Raw genomic sequence first — 25,288 nt, forward strand, 5'->3', positions numbered from 1 at the left:
GTTGCCCTTGGTTCAGTTTAGATAGCAAGGTGCAGGTGTTATTGCGCCTTCTCCGCCAAATATTTCACGGGCACCGCTTCGGGGCCAAAACGGTTATTCCCCTCGGTACCGACAAAAGCACCACAATCAATAAACATCATGACGATAATAAGCGTAGGGATGAAACGCCCTACCCCCCACTGCCAGATAGGTGCCAACATCTGCCAATTACCGGCCATCAGCATCCAGGCCAGTACCACCAAAAATGCCCACCAACCGGCTTTATTACGGTCATGAAGCCGTTTAACCACCACTGCCGCCGTTGGCCACAGCAAAAAAACAATCGCAAAAGCCGCAGTCTGAATAGGTAACCAATCCTTACCTGCCAGCGTAAAAACAACCAGCATTGCCAACAGCCACAAACCAATCCAGATCCAAAAGTCCCGCCGCCCGATACGGCCTTTAAACGAGAAACACCACTGCTGTATTGTCATCAATGAACCGATCCATTTACCTGATATAATTTACAGTTGATATATACTCAATAGAGTACCCCAATGCCGCAACTAACCTATAATCTTTGCAGTGAATTTTGACAATCACCCTCAATTACCGCTTTAATCCCCTACACACACTTCTAACGACGGCATAAGTCATGAGAAAAGAGAGAGTCGCGATACTGGCAATACTGCTGCTAATAGCAACAGTTAGCCGCGCTCATGCCGACCCCGCAGACGACAGCGGTCAGCCAACGGAAGAGGCTCAGCCGACCGCGCCTTATCTACTTTCTGGCGCGCCGACTTTTGATTTAACACTGGTCAAATTCCGTGAAAGCTATAACCGCACGAACCCAACACTGCCTCTCAGTGAGTTTCATGCGATTACAGTAAAAGATGATCTGCCCCCACTGACTCGGGCTGCCAGTAAGATTAATGAGAATCTCTATGCTTCGACCGCACTGGAGAAAGGTACCGGTAAGATTAAGACCTTACAAATTACCTATTTGCCGATAAAAGGGAGTGAAGAGAAAGCGGCCCGACTAGTGGCTGTCAATTATATGGCAGCCCTGATGCGCCAGTTTGAGCCCACACTCACGCTCCAGCAAAGTCTCGATAATGTGCAGCAACTGCTGACACAAGGTAAAGGTTCGCCTTTCTATGCCCATCCCGTTGGCGCAATTCGCTATGTGGTAGCGGATAACGGCGAAAAAGGGCTAACTTTCGCTGTTGAACCGATTAAGCTGTCACTATCTGAAGCATAGTCTTGCCGCAATTAATGACGAAAAGCAAAGCCATTGCCACTAATCATCTCTATACTGTTGGACAGGTAAACTGCCTGTCGGGCAGTCATTATTATTGACCCTCGCGTCCCCTTGTTGGAGGAAGAAACATGCGTCATCCATTAGTTATGGGTAACTGGAAGCTGAACGGTAGCACTAACATGGTCAAAGAGCTTATCGCTGGCCTACGTACAGAACTAAGCACCGTTGACGGTTGTGGTGTTGCTATTGCCCCACCGACTATCTATCTGAATCAAGCTAAGCACGAGTTGGCAGGTAGCCGCATCGCTCTGGGTGCACAGAATGTTGATGTGAACCTGTCTGGCGCATTTACCGGTGAAACCTCTGCTGACATGCTGAAAGATATCGGTGCACAGTACATCATCATCGGTCACTCTGAGCGCCGTACTTATCACAAAGAAAGTGATGAATTCATCGCCAAGAAATTTGGCGTTCTGAAAGAAGCCGGTCTGATCCCTGTTTTGTGTATCGGTGAATCCGAAGCAGAAAACGAAGCGGGCCAAACTGAAGCAGTCTGCGCCAAACAACTGGATGCGGTGCTGACTACTTTGGGCGTAAAAGCGTTCGAAGGCGCAGTCATTGCTTATGAACCAATTTGGGCAATCGGTACTGGCAAATCAGCCACTCCGGCACAGGCTCAGGCAGTTCATAAATTCATCCGTGACCATATCGCGAAACAAGATGCCGCGGTTGCAGCACAAGTTATCATTCAGTACGGCGGTTCTGTTAACGACAAAAACGCAGCAGAGCTGTTCACCCAGCCTGATATCGATGGCGCACTGGTTGGCGGCGCATCACTGAAAGCAGATGCTTTTGCGGTTATCGTGAAAGCAGCAGCGAAAGCTAAAAAAGCCTGATTTAGGTTTTAAGCTACTGATTAAGCTGGGGCAGATAATGTTCCGGCTTTTTTATTGATATCTTCGTGAAATGCTGTTTTATACAGTTCAATTCCACCATCACCTATCGAGCCGAGAAATTTGCTTATCTCCGCGCATTTTCCTGCAATATTATCAAGATCACATTCAACATAAGTCTTTTTCTGCGTATCAAAAAAATGAATCAGTTTACTGTCTTTAAATTTAATCACATTACAGACATGGCCTTGTGTCGCCCCTGGTAAGAAGCGCCATAAGGCTGGTCGATAGATAACAAGGATGACGTTTAATGCATCATCAGGCTGAGATTTTCGTAACTCAGAAATCAGTTCAGTAACAGAACAGCAACTTTCAGTTGGTAGCCCCATTTTTCCCTTTACATCCGCTCCTCTCAATTCTGGCATTGCAAGATATACATTATTCTTCTCGAATGTCTCAGCAACGGCTGTTGCACAAGAGGCACAATTAGTTTGACCAAAACCATGGATACCCAATAACGCAAGCAAAGCCGCCAAAGGCCGTAACAATAGTGGTGGTTTACCGTCGCAATTGACTTTGTTTAATAAATAGTTTTCTAAGTACTCTTTTATGGTGCCAAAGCGGGAAAAGTTCTCAGGCTTTATCCCTTCGGGATCTTTCCTGTTTTCTATTACTTTGGGGGATATACAGGTATAGTTATTGTCTTGTATGACTGGTTGTTGTTGTATAACTTCGAATGAATCATCAGCTGACTCATTGTCCACTCGTAATGATAAAGCGCCACTCCCTCTTGTTAAGCTTGGTTCTGAGCTTGAAGCCGAATATTGAGTATTTTGTGAACCCACAGTAGAAATCGTATTAGTAATCATATATGCCCCTATAAATTACCCAGCCTTATTAGCTTATCTGACTAAATAACGCATTCAGTACCAGTTGGCGAATCGGAGCGTTTTTATCTGTAAAAAAGGAAACATTTATGAAAACAAATACGGAATTAATACAGCCAATATAACAAAACGCCCGCAAAACTAACTTACGGACGTCCGGTTAGATAAAACGGTTATCGCTTACTTATTTCGTCAAATATGCCACCAGTGGCGAAATGTGTCTGCTGTGCTTTCGTCCAGCCACCGAACACTTCATCGATAGTAAACAACTTCAATTTCGGGAACTCGTTGGCGAATTTAGCCGCCACTGCCGGATCCCGTGGCCGATAGTAATTCTTGGCAGCAATAGTCTGGCCTTCTGGCGAATAGAGGTATGTTAAGTAAGCATCCGCCACTTCCCGGGTACCACGCTTATCAACCACTTTATCCACTACAGATACCGTCGGTTCAGCCAAAATAGAGACACTTGGCGTGATGATATCAAACTTGTCTTTACCTACTTCATTCACCGCCAGCAGAGCTTCGTTCTCCCAGGCAATCAGCACATCGCCAATACCGCGCTCAACAAAGGTATTCGTGGCACCACGCGCGCCTGAGTCCAACACTTCCACATTCTTATACAGCGTTTTAACGAATTCCTGCGCTTTAGCCTGATCATTATTGTTGTGTTCTAACGCATAACCCCATGCCGCCAGATAGTTCCAACGCGCACCACCCGAGGTTTTCGGATTAGGTGTAATGACCGAAACTCCTGGTTTCACTAAATCTGACCAGTCATGAATCTGTTTCGGGTTCCCTTTACGCACCAGGAACACGATAGTTGAGGTATACGGCGCAGAGTTATCAGGCAGGCGCTTAATCCAGTTTTTATCAATACGACCACGCTCAGCAATAGCATCGACATCATATGCCAGTGCTAATGTCACCACATCAGCTTCAATACCATTAATAACCGAGGTCGCCTGCTTACCGGAACCGCCATGTGATTGACGCACCGTCACCTTATCACCGGTTTGCTGTTGCCAATGCTTACTGAATGCCTGGTTATATTCCTGATAGAATTCACGTGTCGGATCATATGACACATTCAGTAGTTGGATATCTTTTGCCATGGCACCTGATGCCAGCAGCAGTAATGACAGACCTACACCCCATTTACGCATTGACCCGCTCCCATAAATATTGTTATTAATTAAATAGTTATTAACCTATACCCTAAATAATTCAAGTTGCAGGAAGGCGGCAAGGGAGATAATCCCGATGAGCTTACATAAGTAAGTGATTAGGGTTATTGAGTGTAGCCAACACACACGCAGCTTGAAGTATGACGGGTATAAATTGTAATCAACTAAATTGGTTGACCTGATACTGAGCGTGCCAGAAACTTCCCGCGCAATTAAAGAATAAAAAAGTTTTGATTATATCAATACGAAATATACAGGCAGCACGACCAATAAATATCAAGTAATCGACACACCGGTGGTCTGAGAAATAGCAGGCATAAATGCAAAAAGCCCCCAGCATGCGGAGGCTTTTATATTGGATAATAGACTGTTTTAGAACAGTTTTTTAGCTGTGTCGTACCAATCTTCTTTAAATTTACTTTTCTTGTTCTCTGGCGCGATACAAACAGAGATAAGTTCATGCACCATTTTCTCGTTTTGTACACCAACGCAGAAACCACCTTGCGTATAGTCGTGCTCTTCCAACAACAAGTCGACGGCATAAGCACCCATACGGGAAGCCAGAATGCGGTCATAGGCTACTGGTGCACCACCGCGCTGAATGTGGCCTAATACGGTGCCACGGGTTTCACGGCCGGTTTCTTTCTCGATATATTTAGCCAGTTCGTCGATATCATCCAGTTTTTCAGTAATAGCAACGATAGCGTGCTTTTTACCTTTCGCGATGCCAGCTTTGATTTCATCAACCAAATCATCACGTTTAAATTCAACTTCAGGAATAGCAATAAACTCACAACCACCGGCAATGGCAGCCGCCAAAGTCAGGTCACCACAATAACGACCCATCACTTCAACGATAGAGATACGTTGGTGTGAAGAGGAGGTATCACGCAGACGGTCAATCGCTTCAACCACGGTCCCCAGTGCGGTGAAGAAACCGATGGTATAGTCAGTACCGGCCACATCGTTATCGATGGTGCCCGGTAAACCTACACAGTGGATACCACCCTCTTTGGTCAGCAAGTCTGCACCGGCATAAGAACCGTCACCACCGATAACCACCAGGCCATCGATACCACGGTCTTGCATGTTCTTCAGGGCCACTTTACGTTTTTCTGGCTGGCGGAACTCAGGAAAACGCGCAGAACCCAGGAAGGTACCACCACGGTTAATCATATCGGACACACTATAGCGGTCCAGTTTTCTCATGCGATTTTCATACAAGCCCAGGTAGCCATCTTCAATACCGTAAACTTCTAATCCTGCTGACAAAGCGGCACGAACCACCCCACGAATGGCCGCGTTCATACCTGGCGCGTCACCGCCGCTTGTTAGTACACCGATTTTTTTGACCATGACTACCTCTAAACTTGTAGATGCGATTTTTAAAATTCTTTATTTGCTAATTTTGTCTTGCACAAGAGACCCGTACAGAAAACCAGCTTTATGAGATTAATATCGGATATTATAGCAAAAACACCAAGCTGAATTGATTCAAGTCATGCCATCTGGCGGTATTTTCTTCAACACTGAACCATAATGTAACCACAGTTTACCTGTCGTTAATGAAGAAATTATAACTCCCAATGCGCATGGCGCTCTTTCGGCACCACAGAGCAGGGATCTTGATGGATAAGTACATCGGCACCGGGGAATCGGTGCAACAGTGCGCGTTCAACTTCCTCAGCTAAGATATGTGCTTCCATCAATGGCATCATATCTTCCATTTCAAGATGAAGTTGAATAAAGCGTGTTGGCCCCGATTGGCGGGTACGCAGGTCATGAGCACCAATCACGCCCGGCCATGACATCACAATATCAATAATCTGCTGGCGCTCGTCATCAGGCAATGCCCTGTCCAGCAAGGCTTGAACCGCTTCATATCCCATACGTAACGCACTATAGAGAATATAAACACCAATACCCAATGCAAACAACGCATCAGCCCAGTGAAAACCATACCAACTTAATACCAATGCAATAAGAATAGCACCATTCATCATGACGTCAGATTGATAGTGCAACATGTCGGCGCGAATGGCCTGGCTGTGAGTTTTTCGTATCACCCAACGCTGAAAAGTGACTAATATCAATGTACTGAATAATGCAATTAAGGTGACCCAGATACCTATACCTGGATCTTGCACTGGTTGCGGTGACGCCAAATGCTGAAAACCCGTCAGGAACAGGAATAACGCCGAGCCGGAAATAAACATGCTTTGTGCCAGTGCGGCCAGTGACTCAGCCTTGCCATGACCAAAAGTGTGCTCTTCATCGGCGGGTTGCAGAGAGTAACGCACCACAAAAAGGTTTGTCAGAGAAGCGGCCAGATCCACCAGAGAGTCAACCAACGCCGCCAACAAACTTACCGAACCGGTATGCCACCAGGCAAAAATTTTAATAATCAGTAAGGTTGATGCTAGCCCTGTCGCACTGAGCGCGGCAGCTTTAACCAAACGCGCATATTGCGGATCCATAACTTATCCTAAATGATATTTTAGAATTATGAGTATACGGAAATGGCATAAAAAAAGCCCTCCATCATGGAGGGCGAAAGACAGGGATGGTGTCTATGGCAAGGAAAACAGGGTATTACAGGGTACTACTTACTTCTGGGCAGAAGAGGGTTGTGCTGCTGGCGCCTGCTGCATTTTCTCAATGCGCTGCTGGTGCTTTTGGTTCAAGACAGCTTTTTGCTCTGGAGTGAGCAAGTTAAACATTTGGTTACGAACTTTGGCCATTTCGACCTGACGTTCAATCTGGTCCTTGGACATTTTCTCAGCCTGCGCTCTTACCGCAGCTTCATCGAATTTATCGGCGGTAACCAGCTGGTGCATTGCGTCTCTGTCCGCCATATCAAGGCGTGGCTGGCCTTGGCGAGACTGGCGCATCAGGTCACGCATTTGCTGACGCTGTTGTTCTGTCAGATTGACGCCGTCAAACATGTTATGGTGACCGCGACCATCTTTCTTGTTCATCATCGCACTATCACCGTGGCACCAGCTATCAGTGGCCCCGGCCTTATCGGCGGCGAAGGCGGCTTGAGAGCCTAGAACTAACATTGACGCCATGATTAACGTTGTTACTTTAGTTACTTTGCGCATTATTAACTCCTGGGTTCTGTCTGCTAAGCGATTTGCTGCTATGCGATTCAATGTGAAGCAGTCTATCGCTCCTGCTGCAAACAAGCGTCAGCGCATGTAAAACTGGGGTCAGTGCATGTAAAGCTAAGTAAAGTCATGGAATACCGGCAATTGTTAACGTATTTTGCGTCAAGAGGAGAAATAACCATGCATAAAATCCTATTAGTTGATGATGATCGTGAATTGACGTCGCTGTTGAAAGAATTACTGGAAATGGAAGGCTTTAATGTTGTTGTTGCCTATGATGGCGAACAGGCGTTAAACCTGCTGGATAACTCTATCGACTTGTTATTGCTAGATATTATGATGCCGCGTAAAAACGGTATCGAAACTTTGAAAGAATTACGTCAACATCACCAGACCCCTGTCATTATGCTGACTGCTCGTGGCAGTGAATTGGATCGAGTGCTTGGCCTTGAGCTGGGCGCTGATGATTATCTGGCAAAACCGTTTAATGATCGTGAGCTTGTAGCGCGTATCCGTGCCATTTTGCGCCGCTCGAACTGGAGCGAACAACAGCAAAATGTCGATCAAGGTGCGCCAACACTGGACGTTGATTGCCTGCAATTGAACCCAGGCCGTCAAGAGGCTACCTTTGAAGGCCAATCGCTGGAATTGACCGGGACTGAATTTACCTTGCTCTACCTGCTGGCTCAGCATCTCGGTCAGGTAGTCTCGCGGGAGCATCTCAGCCAGGAAGTGCTGGGGAAACGGTTAACACCTTTTGACCGTGCTATTGATATGCATATTTCAAACCTACGCCGTAAGTTGCCGGATCGTAAAGACGGGCTACCTTGGTTTAAAACCCTGCGCGGGCGCGGGTATCTGATGGTCTCTGAAACATGATTAACAGTTTAACGGCGCGAATTTTTGCGATTTTCTGGTTCACCTTAGCACTGGTATTAATGCTGGTATTGATGGTGCCAAAGCTCGACTCGCGTCAACTGACTGCCTTGCTCGACAGTGAACAGCGCCAGGGAACAATGCTCGAGCAACATATCGAAGCTGAACTGGCCAGTGACCCCGCCAATGACCTGATGTGGTGGCGCAGGCTTTATCGCGCCATCGAAAAATGGGCACCACCGGGCCAACATCTCGTGTTAGTCACCACTGAGGGCCGTGTCATTGGCGCTCAACGTCACGAAATGCAAATTGTCCGTAATTTTATCGGCCAGTCGGATAACTCAGATCAGCCGAAAAAGAAGAAATATGGCCGTGTCGAGATGGTCGGCCCCTTCTCTATCCGTGATGGTGAAGATAACTATCAGCTCTATCTGCTGCGCCCGGCCAGTAGCCCGCAATCTGATTTTATCAATTTGATGTTTGACCGCCCGCTGCTGCTATTGATTGTCACCATGCTTATCAGTGCGCCACTGCTGCTATGGTTGGCTTGGAGTCTGGCAAAACCGGCTCGTAAGTTGAAGAATGCCGCCGATGATGTGGCGCGGGGTAATCTGAAACAGCACCCTGAGCTGGAGTCCGGCCCACAAGAGTTTTTGGCCACCGGTGCCAGTTTTAATCAGATGATCAGTGCGCTCGATAGAATGGTTGTGGCCCAACAACGGCTGATTTCTGATATCTCCCATGAGTTGCGCACACCACTTACCCGCCTGCAACTGGCGACCGCGTTGATGCGACGCCGCCATGGTGAGGGGAAAGAGCTGGAACGTATCGAAATGGAAGCACAGCGACTGGATAGCATGATCAATGACTTACTGGTGTTATCTCGTAGCCAACATAAAAACGAGCTACATCGCGAACCCATTAAAGCGAATGATTTATGGTCTGACGTGCTGGAAAATGCCCAGTTTGAAGCGGACCAAATGGGCAAAACGCTGGAAGTCACCGCACCTCCCGGGCCATGGACTCTATTTGGCAATCCCGCAGCACTTGATAGCGCGCTGGAGAATATCGTGCGTAACGCACTGCGTTACTCTCATCATCACATTGCGGTGGCATTCAGCTCTGATAATCAGGGTATTACTATCACTGTCGATGATGATGGCCCCGGCGTTAGCCCGGAAGACCGTGAACAAATATTCCGGCCGTTCTACCGCACTGATGAAGCGCGGGATCGCGAATCGGGTGGCACGGGTTTGGGATTGGCGATTGTCGAAACAGCCGTCAATCAGCATCGCGGATGGGTACGGGCTGAAGATAGCCCATTAGGAGGCTTGCGCTTGATACTGTGGTTGCCGCTGCATCCACTTAAGTCTTAATCTATCGTACCTCTGCCCGATCATCTGGGATCGGGCAGAATTCTGCTATCACGGTTTGCTGACCTCTTCTCCCTGCCCCTCTTTTTCCAGCAACTGCTTTTTGCGCTCAATACCCCAACGATAGCCTGACAACGTACCATCCTGGCGAATAACCCGGTGACAAGGAATAGCAATCGCCAGCATATTGGCAGCACAGGCACCGGCTACCGCACGCACCGCTTTGGGCGAACCTATTCTGGCGGCGATATCAGCATAACTGGCGGTCTCACCTACCGGTATTTCCCGCAGTGCCTGCCACACCCGCTGCTGAAAAGCGGTGCCCTGAATATCCAGTGGCAAATCTAGTCCGTGCTGAGGAGCCTCAACCAACCCCACCACCTGCGCGAACCATTGCTCAAACTCAGCATCGCCGCCAATTAACTCTGCTTGTGGAAACTTATCCTGTAGCTGCTGCACCAACAGCGCTGGGGAGTCGCCCAGCAAGATGGCGCAAATACCCAGCTCACTTTTTGCCATCAGAATCGCACCGAGAGAACTTTCTCCGACGGCAAAATGCAACCTGACATCACGCCCACCACTGCGGTAGCGAGTCGGTGTCATCCCCAACAACTGATTCGATTGCTCATAAAATCGGCCATTAGAGTTATAACCGGCTTCAAAGATAGCGTCAGTTACCGAGCCTTGCCCCGCTAATTGTGCACGAATACGCGCACTGCGCGTTGCACTGGCATATGCCTTCGGGGTCAACCCGGTAATGGCTTTAAATAAACGATGGAAATGAAAAGCACTGAGATTCACCTGCGCCGCTAGCTCATCAAGCTTAAGTGGCGTCTCGGCCTGCTCAATTAAGCGGCATGCCCGACTGATTTTGTCTGCATGCTGCTGTGACAGTGGTAATTCAGTGGGCTGACATCGTTTACAGGGCCGATAACCAGCCTGTTCAGCAGCATGATTATCGGCAAAGAATTCAACATTCTCTGCTTTAGCCTGACGGGACGGGCAAGAGGGGCGACAATAAACACCGGTCGTTTTCACTGCATAAACGAACTGGCCATCGGCTGTTTTATCCCGATTAACGATCGCATCCCAGAATGAATCTTTCGTCCGGATCATGGTAAATACCCCGTTGGTAGTGACTGTGGTAATCAGCATATAAAACCGCCACAGCTTACACTCTCCGCTGCTTGCTTTTAAATTATTGTGCGTGCTACTGACATTAGCAACCGCTGCACAGAGGGGAGGTTTCTGATATCCTGCGCCCCTCATTATTGGGGGACATATGCTTAATATCGTTTTATTTGAACCTGAAATTCCGCCCAATACCGGTAATATCATCCGGTTATGTGCGAATACCGGCTGCCAGCTCCATCTGATTAAACCTTTAGGTTTCACCTGGGATGACAAACGCTTACGCCGTGCAGGTCTTGATTATCATGAGTTTGCCAGTATTAAGCATCACCATGATTATCAGGCCTTTTTAGATTGTGAAAATCTCGACAGTGCGCAGCCTGCCCGATTATTTGCACTAACCACCAAAGGGACACCAGCCCACAGTGCGGTGAATTATCAGGTGAATGATTATCTGCTGTTTGGCCCTGAAACCCGTGGTTTACCTGCCAGTGTTTTGGATGCGTTACCTGCTCAACAGAAAATCAGGATTCCGATGCAAGCTGATAGCCGCAGCATGAACCTGTCAAATGCCGTATCTGTTGTGGTGTACGAAGCCTGGCGGCAATTAGGTTATCCGGGTGCGTTACTGAAAGAGTAGTTTTTTTGACCAAAAAATGTCGGTGGTCGGCTGGCAACTCAATAAAAAGGTGTCTATCCAAAGGCATTGGAGTTGCAGGTAGGCGACAAGTGAATGAGTCCCGATGAGCTTATTTATCTAAGGTCAACGACAAGTAAGTGATTCGGGTGAGCGAACGTAGCCAACACCCCTGCGGCTTCAAGGACGAAGGGGATCAGATGCCGTCGCCGTACTCAAACCCATGGGTAATCCCATTGAAATGCTGGTCCATATCCAATGACGGCTTGTCACTTTCGGGTTTACCAACGATGCGGGCAGGTACCCCTGCTGCGGTGGTATGAGCGGGAACCGCCTGCAATACAACGGACCCGGCACCAATTTTCGCCCCGCGTCCGACCTCGATATTCCCCAAAATTTTTGCCCCAGCCCCAATCATCACACCTTCACGGATCTTCGGATGACGATCGCCGCTGGTTTTACCAGTCCCCCCTAAAGTAACCGATTGCAGGATCGATACATCATTCTCAACTACTGCCGTTTCGCCAATAACAATACCGGTCGCGTGGTCCAACATGATGCCGCAGCCAATGGTAGCCGCAGGGTGGATATCGACCCCAAAAGCAACAGAGACTTGATTTTGAAGGTAAATAGCTAACGCTTTACGATCCTGCGCCCACAACCAATGACCGATACGATAAGCCTGTAAAGCGTGGAAACCTTTGAGATACAACAGTGGTGTAGAGTATTTATCAACGGCCGGGTCACGCAGCCGCACCGCCAGAATATCCCGCGCGGCCGAAACTATCATCTGAGCATCTGCACGATAAGCATCCTCAACCACCTCACGGATGGCAATAGCAGGCATGATCGGATTAGCCAGTTTATTCGCGAGAATATAACTCAGGGCACTGCCTAAATTCTCATGCTTCAATAATGTCGCGTGAAAAAAGCTCGCCAGCATGGGTTCACACTCAGCCAGTGCTCTTGCTTCTGATTTAATGCTACTCCAGACCAGTTCTAACTCTTCTGACGACATTACCTACTCCTGCCCATAAAAAATTGCCCAAGGGAACGACCAAGGCAACTATACCCATATTCGTTGAAGTCACCGCAGTGTTAGCGGCAACACCAATGACTTTAGGTATGTAGTTATTATTTTATTCCGCCAAACCCGCGTAACCGATCAAATGCCGCTTTTCTCATCTTTTTTGGTCCGCCCCAATAAGGTCAATGCCGCTTCACGGGCATTTTTGTGACAATAGAGCACTTGATAGATCTGTTCAGTTATCGGCATTTCAACACCATGGCGCTGGGCTAATGCCAGAACTTCTTTGGTATTGCGGTAACCTTCAACCACCTGACCAATCTTGTCCTGCGCTTCTTGTACGCCTAACCCTTGGCCCAGCATAATACCAAACCGGCGGTTACGAGATTGGTTATCTGTGCAGGTTAGCACCAAATCACCCAAGCCTGCCATGCCCATAAAGGTGGAAGGGTCGGCACCCAATGCAGAACCCAGCCGCGTCATTTCGGCCAAACCTCGGGTTATCAGTGCAGTACGGGCATTCGCGCCAAAACCAATGCCATCGGACATCCCGGCACCAATCGCAATCACGTTTTTCACCGCACCGCCAAGCTGCACCCCGATAAAATCAGCATTACTGTAAACCCGGAAGCTTTTGCCACAGTGCAATAACTGTTGCAGGTCTTCGCTAAATTGCGCATCGGTTGATGCCAGCGCAATTGCCGTCGGTAACCCTGCTGCCAACTCTTTAGCAAAGGTTGGGCCAGACACCACCGCCAGCGGGATAGTTTCACCCAACACTTCGCGCGCCACATCCGCCAGCAAGCGGCCAGTTTCGGCCTCAAGCCCTTTGGTCGCCCAGACGATACGTGCATCTTTGCGTAAATGTGGTTTCAACTGATGCAATACCGCACCGAAGACATGGCTAGGTACCACGACTAACACATCACGGCTGGCTGCCAGCGCACATGCCAGATCGGTTTCCAGTAATAAGGTATCTGGGAAAGGAACATCGGGTAGGAAAGCTTGGTTACAACGATCACGTTGCAAAACCTGAATATGCTTAGGGTCATGACCCCATAACACGACTTGATGGCCATTACGCGCCAGCGTAATGGCTAATGCGGTGCCGTAAGATCCGGCACCGATTACAGTCATTGAAGCATTGATGGTGTTCATCAGGCATCCTGACGTTGTTCAGCACCTTCGCCGTCAGCCTGCTGTTGCAGATAGTTCATGAACAGGGCATCAAAGTTAACCGGTGCCAAATTAAGCTGTGGGAAAGTACCACGAGAAACCAGGCTGGTGATGCATTCGCGAGCATACGGGAACAAAATGTTCGGGCAGTATGCACCTAAGCAATGCGCCAACTGGGTACCATCGATACCCGCGATGGAGAAGATACCACCCTGCTGAACTTCACACAGGAATGCAGTTTCTTCACCCAAAGAGGCGGTTACCGTCACTCGCAGTACCACTTCATACACATCTTCAGCCAGTTGACTAGAAGCAGTATCAAGATCAAGTTTAACTTCTGGTTGCCAATCCTGCTGGAAAACCTGCGGAGCATTTGGTGCTTCGAAAGAGATATCTTTGGTGTAGATACGCTGGATCTGGAAAGCCATCTCTGTGTTGTTTTGTTCGGACATGTGTATAAATACCCTAAGTTAGACGTCTGTATTAAATAGCACTGCCGCCGTGGGCTCTGTCCATCAAATTAATGGGACCCACTGACGAGTTAAAGCAGCGGATCAAGCCCACCGCGCGCATCCAGGGCGTGTAAATCATCACAGCCACCGATATGCTGCCCATCAATAAATACCTGAGGCACAGTCGTCCGCCCACTCCGAGCAATCATCTCTTCGCGTTTGGCCGGATCACTATCAATTGCGATTTCATGGAAAGCAGCACCTTTGTGGTTCAGCAGTGCTTTGGCACGATGGCAGAACGGGCAGGTTGCTTTGGTATAAATCTCAATCTTCGCCATGGATACACCTCAGTTAACATTATAATTTATTGATATAGCGAATTTTTATAACAAATACGGGTACAGCTCAATACTCATATCACTAAAACGCAGGCAATATGATTACTTGCCGCGCGCCAGTGGTAGATTCTCGCCACTCCAACCGGAGATACCTTCTTTCAAGGTAAATACGCGTTCAAAGCCTGCTTTGTTCAGCAGTTCAGCCGAAGCACGAGAGGTTGTCCCAGTAGCACAAACCACAATGATAGGCTGTGCTTTGTGTTTTTCCAATTCAGCCAAATTACCGTTTTTAATGTCGCTTGGCAGCAAATTAATAGAACTGGCGATATGGCCTTTGCGATAATCATCACGTGTGCGGATATCAACCACAACCGCATCTTCTTTGTTAATCAGACGCGTCGCTTCACCACGGGTAATCTCTTTCACTTTAGAGAGAGAGGTTTTAAAGCTGGTGAAAATTACGGCGACGAACAACGCCACCCAGGCCAGACTCAAAACCGGATGCTGGCTAATGAATTGCATAATTTCTTGCAACATGGGGGTAAAAACTCCCGTTAGTTAGGGGATAATATTCAAGGTCACAGAGTATACCTGCGCGTTGCGGCAAATACAGCCAATATGCAAGTGCTATTGCAGAAACTGCGAGCCATTTCGGAAACTTTTGTCGTCTAAATGATGACAATTACGCAAAACCCCACGCCAATGTTGATCTCTTTGGGCTATTTTTAACCGGTTTTGTAGTAAATTACCGCCTTCGTTCTGGCGGTGTAAATACGTTAACGTAAATAGCCGAGTGTACATAGCCGCGCATATCGTTGGATGTTCGCTGCTATTTGACACTTGGACTTATAAGAAAGAGGTTATGCAATGTCGAGCACTAAAAAACCACTGGTACTGACTATTCTTGATGGCTACGGTCACCGCGAAGAACAGCAGGATAATGCCATTCTGAATGCTGAAACGCCGGTGATGGACCGTTTATGGCAGCAACAGCCTCATACTTTAATTGCCGCGTCCGGTCTGGATGTTGGCCTGCCAGATGGGCAAATGGGTAACTCTGAAGTGGGCCACGTCAACCTGGGAGCTGGTCGCATTGTTTATCAGGACTTGACCCGTCTCGACAAAGAGATCAAAGACGGCGACTTTTTCACTAACTCAACCTTAACAGCAGCGATTGATAAAGCGGTTAAAGCAGGCAAAGCGGTCCACATTATGGGTCTGTTATCTGCCGGTGGTGTACACAGCCACGAAGACCACATTCTGGCGATGGTTGAACTGGCCGCCAAACGCGGTGCGACGGCTATTTATCTGCACGCATTCCTCGATGGACGTGACACTCCGCCGCGCAGTGCTGAGTCTTCACTGAAACGATTCACTGAGAAATTTGCCGCACTGGGTAAAGGCCGCATCGCTTCTATTATTGGTCGTTACTATGCGATGGACCGTGATAACCGCTGGGATCGCGTACAACTGGCTTACGATTTGCTGACTCAGGCAAAAGGTGAATTCACCGTCGATAACGCCGTCGCAGGTCTGCAAGCAGCCTATGCCCGTGATGAAAACGATGAATTTGTCCGACCAACTGTCATTCAGGCGGCTGGCGAAGCCGATGCGGCGATGAACGATGGCGACGCGCTGATCTTCATGAACTTCCGCGCTGACCGCGCCCGTCAAATCACCCGCAGCTTTGTTAATGCCGATTTTGACGGTTTCAAACGCGATAAAGTAGTTAATTTCGGCGATTTCGTTATGCTGACCGAATATGCAGCGGATATTAAAGTGGCCTGCGCTTACCCACCAGCATCACTACAGAACACCTTCGGTGAGTGGCTGATGAAGCATGACAAAACCCAGTTACGTATTTCCGAAACTGAAAAGTATGCTCACGTCACTTTCTTCTATAACGGCGGCGTTGAAGAACCATTTAAAGGCGAAGACCGTATCCTGATCAACTCACCGAAAGTGGCCACTTATGACCTGCAACCGGAAATGAGTTCAGCAGAACTGACGGAGAAACTGGTCGGCGCTATCGGCAGTGGCAAATATGATGTGATAATTTGTAACTATCCGAACGGCGATATGGTTGGTCATACCGGTGATTACGATGCTGCGGTGAAAGCAGTAGAAACACTGGATAATTGTATTGAACAAGTGGTTGCTGCCGTAAAAGCTGTCGATGGCCAATTGCTTATCACCGCCGACCACGGCAACGCTGAGCAGATGCGCGACCCGGCAACCGGTCAGGCCCATACCGCCCATACCAGCCTGCCTGTGCCACTGATTTATGTCGGCAATAAAGGGGTTAAAGCGGTGGAAGGTGGCAAACTTTCAGATATCGCACCAACCATGCTGTCACTGATGGAAATGGAAATCCCGCAAGAGATGACTGGTAAGCCGCTGTTCATCGTGGAATAATCCTTCGTTATGAAGGAAAAGGCGTCATTTGCAAAATTAATGGTTACGGAAGATGCCATTACCACCAGCCGAGATACAGTTTCTCGGCTGTCCGGTCAGTTGGTGCGTCGCCCGTGGTCAGCACTGTACGCCAGCGTTTTTTGCGCTGGCGTATTGCTATTGCCATTATCCAGCACGGCAGCAGATGCCCCCGCTACAGCAAAAACCGCACAGAGCAAAGACCAGTTGAAGACCATTCAGCAGGATATTGCCGAAAAAGAAAAAAGTGTTCAGCAACAAAAACAGCAACGCAGTTCATTGCTGGATCAGTTGAAACAACAGGAAAATACCATTGCTCAGGCCAGCCGTAGCCTGCGTGACACCCAAGGTACCCTGACTGAGTTGGACCAAGAAATCTCCCGTCTCACCTCCTCGATTGAGAAACTCGAGAGTAAACAATCCCAGCAACAAAATATTCTGTCTAAACAACTTGATGCTGCCTTTAAACAGGGCCAACACAGTGGTTTACAGCTTATTTTAAGTGGCGAAGAGAGCCAGCGTAGTGAGCGTATTCTGGCTTATTTCAGTTACCTCAATGAAGCCCGACAGCAATCCATTGAAGAGCTGAAACAGACTCGTACCCATCTCTCTGCCGAGAAAAAAACGCTGGAGCAAAAGCAAAATCAGCAAAAAACCGTGTTGAATGAGCAGAAAACTCAGCAGCAAAAACTGGAACAAGCACGTACCGCACGCAAGAAAACCCTGACCTCGCTGGAAGCTTCACTGGAAAAAGATCAGCAAGGCCTGGCTGAGTTAAAACTAAACGAAACCCGCTTGCGTGATCAAATAGCCAAAGCAGAACGAGAAGCAAAAGCTCGCGCCGAACGAGAGGCCAAAGAAGCCGCTCGGGTACGCGAACAGATAAAAGTTAAAGAACAACAAGCCAAGAAAACCGGTTCTAGCTACAAACCAAGTGAAAGTGAGCGCTCATTAATGGCACGCACTGGCGGCCTTGGTCGCCCGGATGGGCAAGCTGTCTGGCCGGTCCGTGGTAATGTAACTCATCGTTTCGGTGAAGCCTTACAAGGTGAACTACGCTGGAAAGGCATGGTTATCTCCGCACCAGAAGGCAGTGAAGTAAAAGCGATCGCCGATGGCCGCGTCTTATTGGCTGACTGGCTGCAAGGCTATGGTTTGGTTGTGGTTATCGAACATGGTAGAGGGGATATGAGTTTGTATGGCTACAATCAGAGTGCACTAGTCAATGTGGGTGCTCAGGTGAAAGCTGGCCAACCGATCGCCCTTGTTGGTACCAGTGGCGGCCAGGGTGAGCCATCACTCTATTTCGAAATCCGCCGTCAGGGACAAGCTGTTAACCCACAACCTTGGTTAGGACGATAGCGAACAACCTTAGGGAACTTGTATTGCACTATTTCAACACACGTCGATTTATCATCGTAAGCACCCTACTCATCGCTAACGCCGCACAGGCGGGCAAACTTTCTATTGTGATTGATGACTTTGGTTATCGCCCCCAGAACGAAAACAAGATTTTACAGATGCCACTGCCTATTTCGGTGGCTATCCTGCCGAATGCACCTTATGCCAGAGAGATGGCCGTCAAAGCCCATAATCAAGGGCGCGAAATACTGATTCATTTGCCGATGGCTCCCCTAAGTAAACAACCGCTGGAGCGCGATACATTACAGCCATCAATGAGCAGCGAAGAAATTCAGCGCATCATGCGCCAAGCGGTGAATAATGTCCCCTATGCCAAGGGCATGAATAACCATATGGGCAGCGCGATGACTTCCAGTTTCTCCGGCATGCAGAAAGTGATGCAGGAGCTGGACCACTATCAGCTCTATTTCCTCGATAGCGTGACCATCGGTAATAGCCAGGCGAGCCGTGCCGCAGAGGGGACTCAGGTTAAGGTCATTAAGCGCAAAGTCTTTTTGGATGACTCACAAAATGAAGCGACGATCCGCCAACAGTTTAACCGTGCGGTAGAACTGGCTCGTCGTAATGGTTCGGCTATTGCTATCGGGCACCCCCATCCGGCCACCATTAAAGTGCTGCAACAAATGTTGCCTCAGTTACCTGCTGATATCGTATTAGTCCGGCCAAGTGCACTTCTTAATGAGCCGGTACAAAACAATACGCAAAATAACAGTGGCGGCATGTTGTCGGGTAAAACCAAACTACCTGGCTCAACCCAAGGCGAGCGCCTGAAAGCTATCAAGCAATGCAAAGTGAAAGAGGGCTATGTAGCGGAGAAAATCTACGCAGACAGGATGTTTAGCATCATCGGTGAGAGCTTGATGCAAAGCCCTGCAATGATATTTGTCCAAAAGCATTGGCAGCAATATTTCCCACCAGCAGCGCCAGTTATTCCGGTTGATAAACCAAAAGCAAATAAGCCTTAATAAAACGGGGCAATCATCACCTGACTGCCCCGCTCTCAATCCTGCAACTTCATGGCCGAAGGGCGTTCCCAAAGTCATTGAAGGTGCAGGTAGGCGGCCAGCAAACTCATCCCGATGAGCTTATTCATGTAAGGTCAACTACAAGTAAGTGATTCGGGTAACAAATCTGTCGGGAGCAGATTTGAACGCTGCTTGCAGCGGCCTCGCAGAGGCGAGGCCCATGGATGGGCCGAGTAACGTGCGCAGCCAACACCCCTGCAACTTCAAGGCCGAAGGGAATATTTTAGTCCCAGCTTAAAATCACTTTACCCGACTTACCCGAACGCATCGCATCAAACCCTTGCTGGAACTCATCGATAGAGAAACGATGAGTGATAATCGGGGTTAAATCCAAGCCAGATTGAATTAGTGCTGCCATTTTGTACCAGGTTTCAAACATTTCACGGCCATATATCCCTTTGATAAACAGCCCTTTGAAGATCACCTGATTCCAGTCGATAGACATATCAGAGGGAGGTATCCCCAGCATTGCGATACGCCCACCATGATTCATTGAGTTAAGTAATGAACGGAACGCCGGTGGCGCACCTGACATTTCCAGACCGACATCAAACCCTTCAGTCATACCCAGTTCAGCCATCACATCCGTCAGATTCTCTTTACTAACGTTAACGGCACGGGTTACACCCATTTTACGCGCCAGATCCAGGCGATATTCATTCACATCAGTGATTACGACATGGCGAGCGCCAACATGCTTACACACGGCAGCAGCCATGATACCAATCGGGCCAGCACCGGAAACCAGTACATCTTCACCCACTAAATCAAAGGATAACGCGGTATGCACCGCATTGCCGAAGGGGTCAAAAATAGCGGCTAGCTCATCAGAAATATTGTCTGGAATTTTGAACGCATTGAAGGCAGGAATGACCAGATACTCAGCAAAAGAACCCGGCCGGTTAACCCCAACCCCCACGGTATTACGGCACAAATGAGTACGACCGCCACGGCAATTACGGCAATGACCGCAGGTAATATGACCCTCGCCAGACACCCGATCACCAATATTAAAGCCTTTCACTTCCTGACCAATGGCGACAACTTCACCAACATATTCGTGGCCAACCACCATTGGGACGGGGATCGTTTTTTGCGACCATTCATCCCAATTATAAATATGCACATCGGTACCACAGATAGCGGTTTTGCGAATTTTGATCATGATATCGTTGTGCCCCAGCTCTGGTGGCGGCACATCGGTCATCCAGATACCTTCTTCGGCCTTCAGTTTAGATAATGCTTTCATGAACATTCCTTACGCAATAACGTTAAGTTGTTTGCCAATACGCACAAAGGCTTCAATAGCCCGCTCGACTTGCTCTGTCGTATGATCAGCCGACATTTGGGTACGAATACGAGCCTGACCTTTTGGCACCACCGGATAGAAGAAGCCGGTGACGTAAATACCTTCTTTCAGCAAGGCATTGGCAAATTTTTGCGCAAGTGCCGCATCACCGAGCATGACAGGAATGATGGCATGATCAGCGCCAGCCAATGTGAATCCAGCGGCACTCATTTTCTCGCGGAATAAACGCGCATTCGACCATAAGCGATCACGCAGTTCAGCGCCGTCTTCCAATAGCGATAACACTTCAATAGAAGCCGCTACTATTGCTGGAGCTAATGAGTTTGAGAACAAGTAAGGCCGTGAACGCTGACGCAACCACTCAACCACTTCTTTGCGGCCAGCGGTATAACCGCCTGACGCCCCACCCAGTGCTTTACCCAAAGTACCGGTGATAATATCAACGCGATCCATTACTTCGCAGTATTCATGAGTACCACGACCATTAGCCCCCACAAAGCCCACAGCATGGGAGTCATCGACCATCACTAATGCCTGATACTCATCCGCCAAATCACAAACACCTTTCAGGTTGGCAATGACACCATCCATGGAGAACACACCGTCAGTGGCAATCATAATATGACGCGCACCATCTGCTTTGGCTTGTTTGAGTTGGACTTCCAGTTCGCTCATATCGTTATTGGCATAACGGTAGCGCTTGGCTTTACATAACCGTACACCATCAATGATTGAAGCATGATTCAGCGCATCAGAAATAATGGCATCTTCTGGCCCCAGCAGGGTTTCAAACAAACCGCCGTTAGCATCAAAACAAGAAGAGTAAAGAATGGCATCTTCCATACCGAGGAAACTGGCCAGCTTCTGCTCTAGCTCTTTATGTGTGTCTTGCGTACCACAAATAAAACGAACCGACGCCATACCAAAACCATGAGTATCCATGCCTTGCTTAGCGGCTGCGATAAGCCTTGGGTGGTTGGCCAGGCCCAAATAATTATTGGCACAGAAATTAATAACACGGCTTCCATCAGCTACAGCAATGTCTGCTTGCTGGGCGGTGGTGATAATTCGCTCGTTTTTATACAACCCTTCAGCACGGGTAGTTATGAGTTGTTGTTCTAATTGCTGATAAAAAGGGTGTCGATTAAATGGCTGGGACATTCAGTTATCTCCAAGATGGGCAATTTCACAGTACATTTTACTGATTAGTGAGTGAACTGACGAGGAACCTTGTCTTATATTATAAAAAATGCAGTACATATCACGGTGAACAATCCTAAAGCACATAGAAACCGTGAGATTAAGCCCCTTGCGGCTGTGCGCTATCCTATGAAATGTTATGATAACGCCAACTAGAGTGTGGGGCATTGTGCCCGACCAAGAAGATTAGCAAGGGTGAACCTGATGATTATCGTCACTGGCGGCGCCGGTTTCATTGGCAGCAATATCGTTAAGGCACTGAATAATATCGGTTATAAAGATATTCTGGTTGTTGATAACCTGAAAGACGGCACTAAATTCGTCAATTTGGTTGATCTGGATATCGCTGATTACATGGATAAAGAAGATTTTGTCGCCAGTATCGTTGCCGGTGATGACATGGGTGATATTGATGCTATTTTCCATGAGGGTGCCTGTTCTTCCACCACCGAGTGGGATGGCAAGTACATGATGGATAACAACTATCAATACTCTAAAGATATCCTGCACTTCTGTCTGGATCGCGGCATTCCGTTCTTATATGCCTCTTCTGCTGCCACTTACGGTGGGCGTACCGATAATTTCATCGAAGATCGTCAGTACGAACAACCACTTAACGTTTATGGTTATTCCAAATTCTTGTTTGATCAGTATGTGCGCGAGATTCTGCCGCAAGCTGATTCGCAAATTTGTGGTTTCCGTTATTTCAACGTTTATGGCCCACGCGAAGGGCACAAAGGCAGCATGGCAAGCGTTGCCTTCCACCTGAATAACCAGATCAATGCGGGTGAGAATCCTAAACTCTTCTCCGGCAGTGAAAACTTCAAACGCGATTTCATCTATGTGGGTGATGTGGCTGACGTTAACCTGTGGTTCTGGCAAAACAATGTCTCCGGCATTTTCAACTGTGGTACCGGTCGCGCAGAATCTTTCCAGGCGGTTGCCGATGCGGTAGTAGACTTCCACCACAGTGGACCTGTGGAATACATTGAATTCCCTGAAAAACTGAAAGGTCGTTATCAGGCATACACCCAAGCTGACCTCACCAAGTTGCGTGCTGCGGGTTACGACAAACCGTTCAAAACCGTCGCTGAAGGCGTCAACGAATACCTGGCCTGGCTCAATCGCTCAGTCTAAATTACTTGCTGCAAGGAATTGATAAACGGTATGAAAATACTGGTCATCGGCCCTTCTTGGGTTGGCGATATGATGATGTCGCAAAGTCTTTACCGTACCCTGAAGGCCGAATATCCGGCAGCAGATATTGATGTGATGGCACCTGCGTGGTGCCGTCCGCTTTTGGCCAGAATGCCAGAAGTGCGTCATGCAATCCCCATGCCCTTAGGCCATGGGGCTTTTGCTTTTGATGAACGTCGTCGCTTGGGTTTAGCCTTACGTGAAACCGGCTATGACCGTGCCTATGTGCTGCCAAACTCATTTAAATCCGCCCTAATACCTTATTTTTCAGGGATTAAGCAACGCATTGGCTGGCGTGGCGAAATGCGCTACTTCTTGCTCAATGATATGCGTATCTTGGATAAACAAGCCTTCCCTATGATGGTTCAGCGCTATGTCGCACTGGCCTATGATAAAGAAAAAATCCATTCAGCCGACGATTTACCGCAACCTTTGCTATGGCCGCAATTGCAGGTTCGGGATGAAGAAATTGCCGAGATTACTGCGTCATTCAATTTGACAGATAACCGGCCAATCGTGGGTTTCTGCCCAGGCGCTGAGTTTGGCCCGGCAAAACGCTGGCCACATTATCACTATGCCACTCTGGCCCAGAAACTGATTGATACTGGCTATCAAGTCGTCCTATTAGGCTCAGCTAAAGATAATGAAGCCGGTGAAGAGATCCGCCAGACTTTGGGCGAAAATTCCCGCGAATTCTGCCTCAATCTGGCAGGGCAAACCTCGCTGGAGCAAGCGGTGGTATTGATTGCAGCCTGTAGTGCGGTAGTCAGTAATGACTCCGGTTTAATGCATGTTGCTGCTGCATTAAATAAGCCATTAGTGGCCTTATATGGCCCAAGCAGCCCGGACTTCACCCCACCACTGTCTGATAAAGCCACGGTCATTCGCCTCATTACCGGCTATCACAAAGTGCGCAAAGGCGATAGCGCGCAGGGCTATCATCAGAGTTTGATTGATATCCAGCCAGAACAAGTGATGGCGGCCCTTGAGAAACAATTATCGGCTCGACAAAGCACTGTCAGTGAGGCCGATTAATGCATGTCTTGATCGTTAAAACCTCTTCAATGGGCGACGTTTTACACACGTTGCCCGCACTGACCGATGCAATGAATGCTATGCCAGATATTCGCTTTGATTGGGTGGTAGAGGAAGGGTTCAGCCAAATACCCAGTTGGCACCCGGCGGTGGATCGAGTGATTCCGGTTGCTATCCGCCGTTGGCGTAAGAATTGGTTTGGTAGTGATACCCGGCAGGAACGCTGTGATTTTAAACGTGTTGTGCAGCAGCGCCGTTATGATGTGGTGATTGATGCTCAGGGGCTAATTAAAAGTGCCGCACTGATTACTCGTATCGCCAAAGGGGTTAGACATGGCCCAGATTGCAAAAGTGCCCGCGAACCCTTTGCCAGTTGGTTTTATAACTGCCGTCATGAGATTGATACTAAACAACATGCTGTTGAGCGCATACGCCAACTGTTTGCCAAAAGCCTTGGTTATGACAAACCTGACAGCTATGGCGATTATGCTATCGCGCAGCGCTTTTTAAGCCAATTACCCAGCGATGCTGGTCAGTATTTGGTTTTTCTGCACGCAACAACCAGAGACAGCAAGCACTGGCCTGAAAGCCATTGGCTGCAATTGATCGAGCTGGTTGCACCCACCGGTTTAAAAATCAAGTTACCATGGGGGGCGGAACATGAGTATCAACGCGCGTTACGATTAGCGGAGCATTTTCCGCATGTTGAGGTCTTGCCTAAACTCAGCCTCCAGCAGGTGGCAGAGGTTCTGGCGGGTGCAAAAGCCGTCGTTTCCGTTGATACCGGCCTCAGCCACCTAACCGCAGCGTTGGATCGCCCCAATATTACCCTGTTCGGCCCAACTGACCCTGGGTTAATTGGTGGCTACGGGAAAAACCAGATTGCGGTGATTTCCGAACAAAAAAGCATGGATACTATTACGGCTGAAACTATTATGGCGCGATTGGAAGCACTGATTTCATAATCGACTATTGTTTGTTTTCCGTGATTTATTCACGCCAGGAATTCTATCTGCCAGTATTTATCATGTAATAACAAGCGACTCTGGTAATTATCAGACTCGCTTGTTATGGGTTGTCTGATTATCTTTCTAACCTATTATCCAACAAGAGATGGCGGCTAATACATAGCTTCAATTAACATCAACGTCTGACTGTTAAGAATCTCTAATTAATTATTTAAATAAGTAATAGCGCGACTCGCTGATATCCTCCGAATAACGGCTCACCAATTTATCGGTTACACCATTAATTACTAAATACCATTCCATCAAAGTATCGGCTTCAATAAATAGCGATATACCGCCAAAAACAGGCATATTTCCAGATAAAAATATCACCAA

General features: G+C 48.2%; 25 protein-coding genes. 11 read left to right on the forward strand and 14 right to left on the reverse strand.

Annotation, left to right across the window (positions count from 1 at the left end):
• Positions 1-38: 38 nt before the first annotated feature.
• Positions 39-473, reverse strand: coding sequence for a DUF805 domain-containing protein (locus V1956_RS01560; RefSeq protein ID WP_372560124.1), 435 nt, complete (start codon positions 471-473; stop codon positions 39-41).
• 161 nt (positions 474-634) lie between these two features.
• Between V1956_RS01560 and V1956_RS01565 the strand changes: the two genes are divergently transcribed.
• Positions 635-1,240, forward strand: coding sequence for a DUF1454 family protein (locus V1956_RS01565; RefSeq protein WP_102970506.1), 606 nt, complete (start codon positions 635-637; stop codon positions 1,238-1,240).
• Between the two features lie 128 nt (positions 1,241-1,368).
• Positions 1,369-2,136: a triose-phosphate isomerase gene (gene tpiA / locus V1956_RS01570; protein ID WP_372560125.1), complete on the forward strand. Its 768-nt coding sequence runs from the start codon at positions 1,369-1,371 to the stop codon at positions 2,134-2,136.
• Between the two features lie 20 nt (positions 2,137-2,156).
• Here the strand turns inward: tpiA and V1956_RS01575 are convergent, their stop codons facing one another.
• From V1956_RS01575 to cpxP, 5 genes are all read right to left on the reverse strand, one after another.
• Positions 2,157-3,002, reverse strand: coding sequence for a hypothetical protein (locus tag V1956_RS01575; RefSeq protein WP_442824744.1), 846 nt, complete (start codon positions 3,000-3,002; stop codon positions 2,157-2,159).
• A gap of 191 nt (positions 3,003-3,193) precedes the next feature.
• Positions 3,194-4,183, reverse strand: a complete 990-nt coding sequence (locus V1956_RS01580; protein WP_372560127.1) for a sulfate ABC transporter substrate-binding protein — start codon at positions 4,181-4,183, stop codon at positions 3,194-3,196.
• 393 nt (positions 4,184-4,576) lie between these two features.
• Positions 4,577-5,560 (reverse strand): 6-phosphofructokinase, encoded by a 984-nt coding sequence (gene pfkA / locus V1956_RS01585; protein ID WP_372560128.1) that lies wholly within the window; start codon positions 5,558-5,560, stop codon positions 4,577-4,579.
• Positions 5,561-5,778: 218 nt separating this feature from the next.
• The gene (fieF, locus tag V1956_RS01590; RefSeq protein ID WP_372560129.1) at positions 5,779-6,681 is read right to left on the reverse strand and encodes a CDF family cation-efflux transporter FieF; all 903 of its coding nucleotides are present in this window, start codon (positions 6,679-6,681) and stop codon (positions 5,779-5,781) included.
• Between the two features lie 129 nt (positions 6,682-6,810).
• Complete coding sequence (gene cpxP, locus V1956_RS01595) at positions 6,811-7,308, reverse strand: cell-envelope stress modulator CpxP (protein WP_372560130.1); 498 nt, start codon at positions 7,306-7,308, stop codon at positions 6,811-6,813.
• A 186-nt stretch (positions 7,309-7,494) separates the two neighbouring features.
• Here cpxP and cpxR point away from each other — a divergent pair, with 186 nt between their 5' ends.
• Both cpxR and cpxA read left to right on the forward strand, forming a co-directional pair.
• On the forward strand, positions 7,495-8,193 hold the full coding sequence (cpxR, locus tag V1956_RS01600; protein WP_005190576.1) for an envelope stress response regulator transcription factor CpxR: 699 nt from the start codon (positions 7,495-7,497) through the stop codon (positions 8,191-8,193).
• The gene (gene cpxA / locus V1956_RS01605) at positions 8,190-9,566 is read left to right on the forward strand and encodes an envelope stress sensor histidine kinase CpxA (RefSeq protein ID WP_420071559.1); all 1,377 of its coding nucleotides are present in this window, start codon (positions 8,190-8,192) and stop codon (positions 9,564-9,566) included. Before cpxR ends, cpxA begins: the two co-directional genes overlap by 4 nt.
• 48 nt (positions 9,567-9,614) lie before the next feature.
• Here the strand turns inward: cpxA and ada are convergent, their stop codons facing one another.
• Positions 9,615-10,718, reverse strand: coding sequence for a bifunctional DNA-binding transcriptional regulator/O6-methylguanine-DNA methyltransferase Ada (ada, locus tag V1956_RS01610; protein WP_442824745.1), 1,104 nt, complete (start codon positions 10,716-10,718; stop codon positions 9,615-9,617).
• Positions 10,719-10,845: 127 nt separating this feature from the next.
• Here ada and trmL point away from each other — a divergent pair, with 127 nt between their 5' ends.
• Positions 10,846-11,334: a tRNA (uridine(34)/cytosine(34)/5-carboxymethylaminomethyluridine(34)-2'-O)-methyltransferase TrmL gene (trmL, locus tag V1956_RS01615; protein ID WP_420074731.1), complete on the forward strand. Its 489-nt coding sequence runs from the start codon at positions 10,846-10,848 to the stop codon at positions 11,332-11,334.
• Between the two features lie 193 nt (positions 11,335-11,527).
• Here trmL and cysE read toward each other — a convergent pair whose 3' ends face one another.
• The 5 genes from cysE to V1956_RS01640 form a co-directional block, all read right to left on the reverse strand.
• On the reverse strand, positions 11,528-12,349 hold the full coding sequence (cysE, locus tag V1956_RS01620; RefSeq protein WP_005190588.1) for a serine O-acetyltransferase: 822 nt from the start codon (positions 12,347-12,349) through the stop codon (positions 11,528-11,530).
• A gap of 147 nt (positions 12,350-12,496) precedes the next feature.
• Positions 12,497-13,516 (reverse strand): NAD(P)H-dependent glycerol-3-phosphate dehydrogenase, encoded by a 1,020-nt coding sequence (gpsA, locus tag V1956_RS01625; RefSeq protein WP_420074732.1) that lies wholly within the window; start codon positions 13,514-13,516, stop codon positions 12,497-12,499.
• Complete coding sequence (gene secB / locus V1956_RS01630) at positions 13,516-13,986, reverse strand: protein-export chaperone SecB (RefSeq protein ID WP_032907531.1); 471 nt, start codon at positions 13,984-13,986, stop codon at positions 13,516-13,518. Before secB ends, gpsA begins: the two co-directional genes overlap by 1 nt.
• An 89-nt stretch (positions 13,987-14,075) precedes the next feature.
• Positions 14,076-14,324, reverse strand: a complete 249-nt coding sequence (gene grxC, locus V1956_RS01635; RefSeq protein WP_083161740.1) for a glutaredoxin 3 — start codon at positions 14,322-14,324, stop codon at positions 14,076-14,078.
• Between the two features lie 102 nt (positions 14,325-14,426).
• Positions 14,427-14,861 (reverse strand): rhodanese-like domain-containing protein, encoded by a 435-nt coding sequence (locus V1956_RS01640; protein ID WP_005190598.1) that lies wholly within the window; start codon positions 14,859-14,861, stop codon positions 14,427-14,429.
• Between the two features lie 330 nt (positions 14,862-15,191).
• Here V1956_RS01640 and gpmM point away from each other — a divergent pair, with 330 nt between their 5' ends.
• Genes gpmM through V1956_RS01655 form a run of 3 tightly spaced genes read left to right on the forward strand, consistent with a single transcriptional unit; the run spans position 15,192 to position 19,144 of the window.
• On the forward strand, positions 15,192-16,739 hold the full coding sequence (gene gpmM, locus V1956_RS01645; protein WP_442824746.1) for a 2,3-bisphosphoglycerate-independent phosphoglycerate mutase: 1,548 nt from the start codon (positions 15,192-15,194) through the stop codon (positions 16,737-16,739).
• 9 nt (positions 16,740-16,748) lie between these two features.
• Positions 16,749-18,119 carry a murein hydrolase activator EnvC gene (envC, locus tag V1956_RS01650; protein WP_420071555.1) on the forward strand — a complete coding sequence of 457 codons (1,371 nt, stop codon included), beginning with the start codon at positions 16,749-16,751 and terminating at the stop codon, positions 18,117-18,119.
• A gap of 23 nt (positions 18,120-18,142) precedes the next feature.
• Positions 18,143-19,144 (forward strand): divergent polysaccharide deacetylase family protein, encoded by a 1,002-nt coding sequence (locus tag V1956_RS01655; protein ID WP_442824747.1) that lies wholly within the window; start codon positions 18,143-18,145, stop codon positions 19,142-19,144.
• Positions 19,145-19,427: 283 nt separating this feature from the next.
• Here the strand turns inward: V1956_RS01655 and tdh are convergent, their stop codons facing one another.
• Together tdh and kbl are read right to left on the reverse strand one after the other, a co-directional pair.
• Positions 19,428-20,453 (reverse strand): L-threonine 3-dehydrogenase, encoded by a 1,026-nt coding sequence (gene tdh / locus V1956_RS01660; RefSeq protein ID WP_420071554.1) that lies wholly within the window; start codon positions 20,451-20,453, stop codon positions 19,428-19,430.
• A gap of 9 nt (positions 20,454-20,462) precedes the next feature.
• A complete protein-coding gene (gene kbl / locus V1956_RS01665) occupies positions 20,463-21,674 on the reverse strand; it encodes a glycine C-acetyltransferase (protein WP_083161726.1) in 1,212 nt (403 codons plus the stop codon).
• 243 nt (positions 21,675-21,917) lie between these two features.
• Here kbl and rfaD point away from each other — a divergent pair, with 243 nt between their 5' ends.
• The 3 genes from rfaD to rfaC are packed head-to-tail and all read left to right on the forward strand — an operon-like array spanning position 21,918 to position 24,910.
• On the forward strand, positions 21,918-22,850 hold the full coding sequence (rfaD, locus tag V1956_RS01670) for an ADP-glyceromanno-heptose 6-epimerase (protein ID WP_083161724.1): 933 nt from the start codon (positions 21,918-21,920) through the stop codon (positions 22,848-22,850).
• 30 nt (positions 22,851-22,880) lie between these two features.
• Entirely contained in the window at positions 22,881-23,945 is a 1,065-nt protein-coding gene (gene rfaF / locus V1956_RS01675) for an ADP-heptose--LPS heptosyltransferase RfaF (protein ID WP_083161722.1), read from the forward strand.
• Entirely contained in the window at positions 23,945-24,910 is a 966-nt protein-coding gene (gene rfaC / locus V1956_RS01680) for a lipopolysaccharide heptosyltransferase RfaC (RefSeq protein WP_442824748.1), read from the forward strand. Before rfaF ends, rfaC begins: the two co-directional genes overlap by 1 nt.
• The last annotated feature ends 378 nt before the right edge of the window (positions 24,911-25,288 follow it).

This window comes from Yersinia sp. 2540 StPb PI (assembly GCF_052217165.1).
GTDB classification, from domain to species: Bacteria; Pseudomonadota; Gammaproteobacteria; order Enterobacterales; family Enterobacteriaceae; genus Yersinia; species Yersinia enterocolitica_E.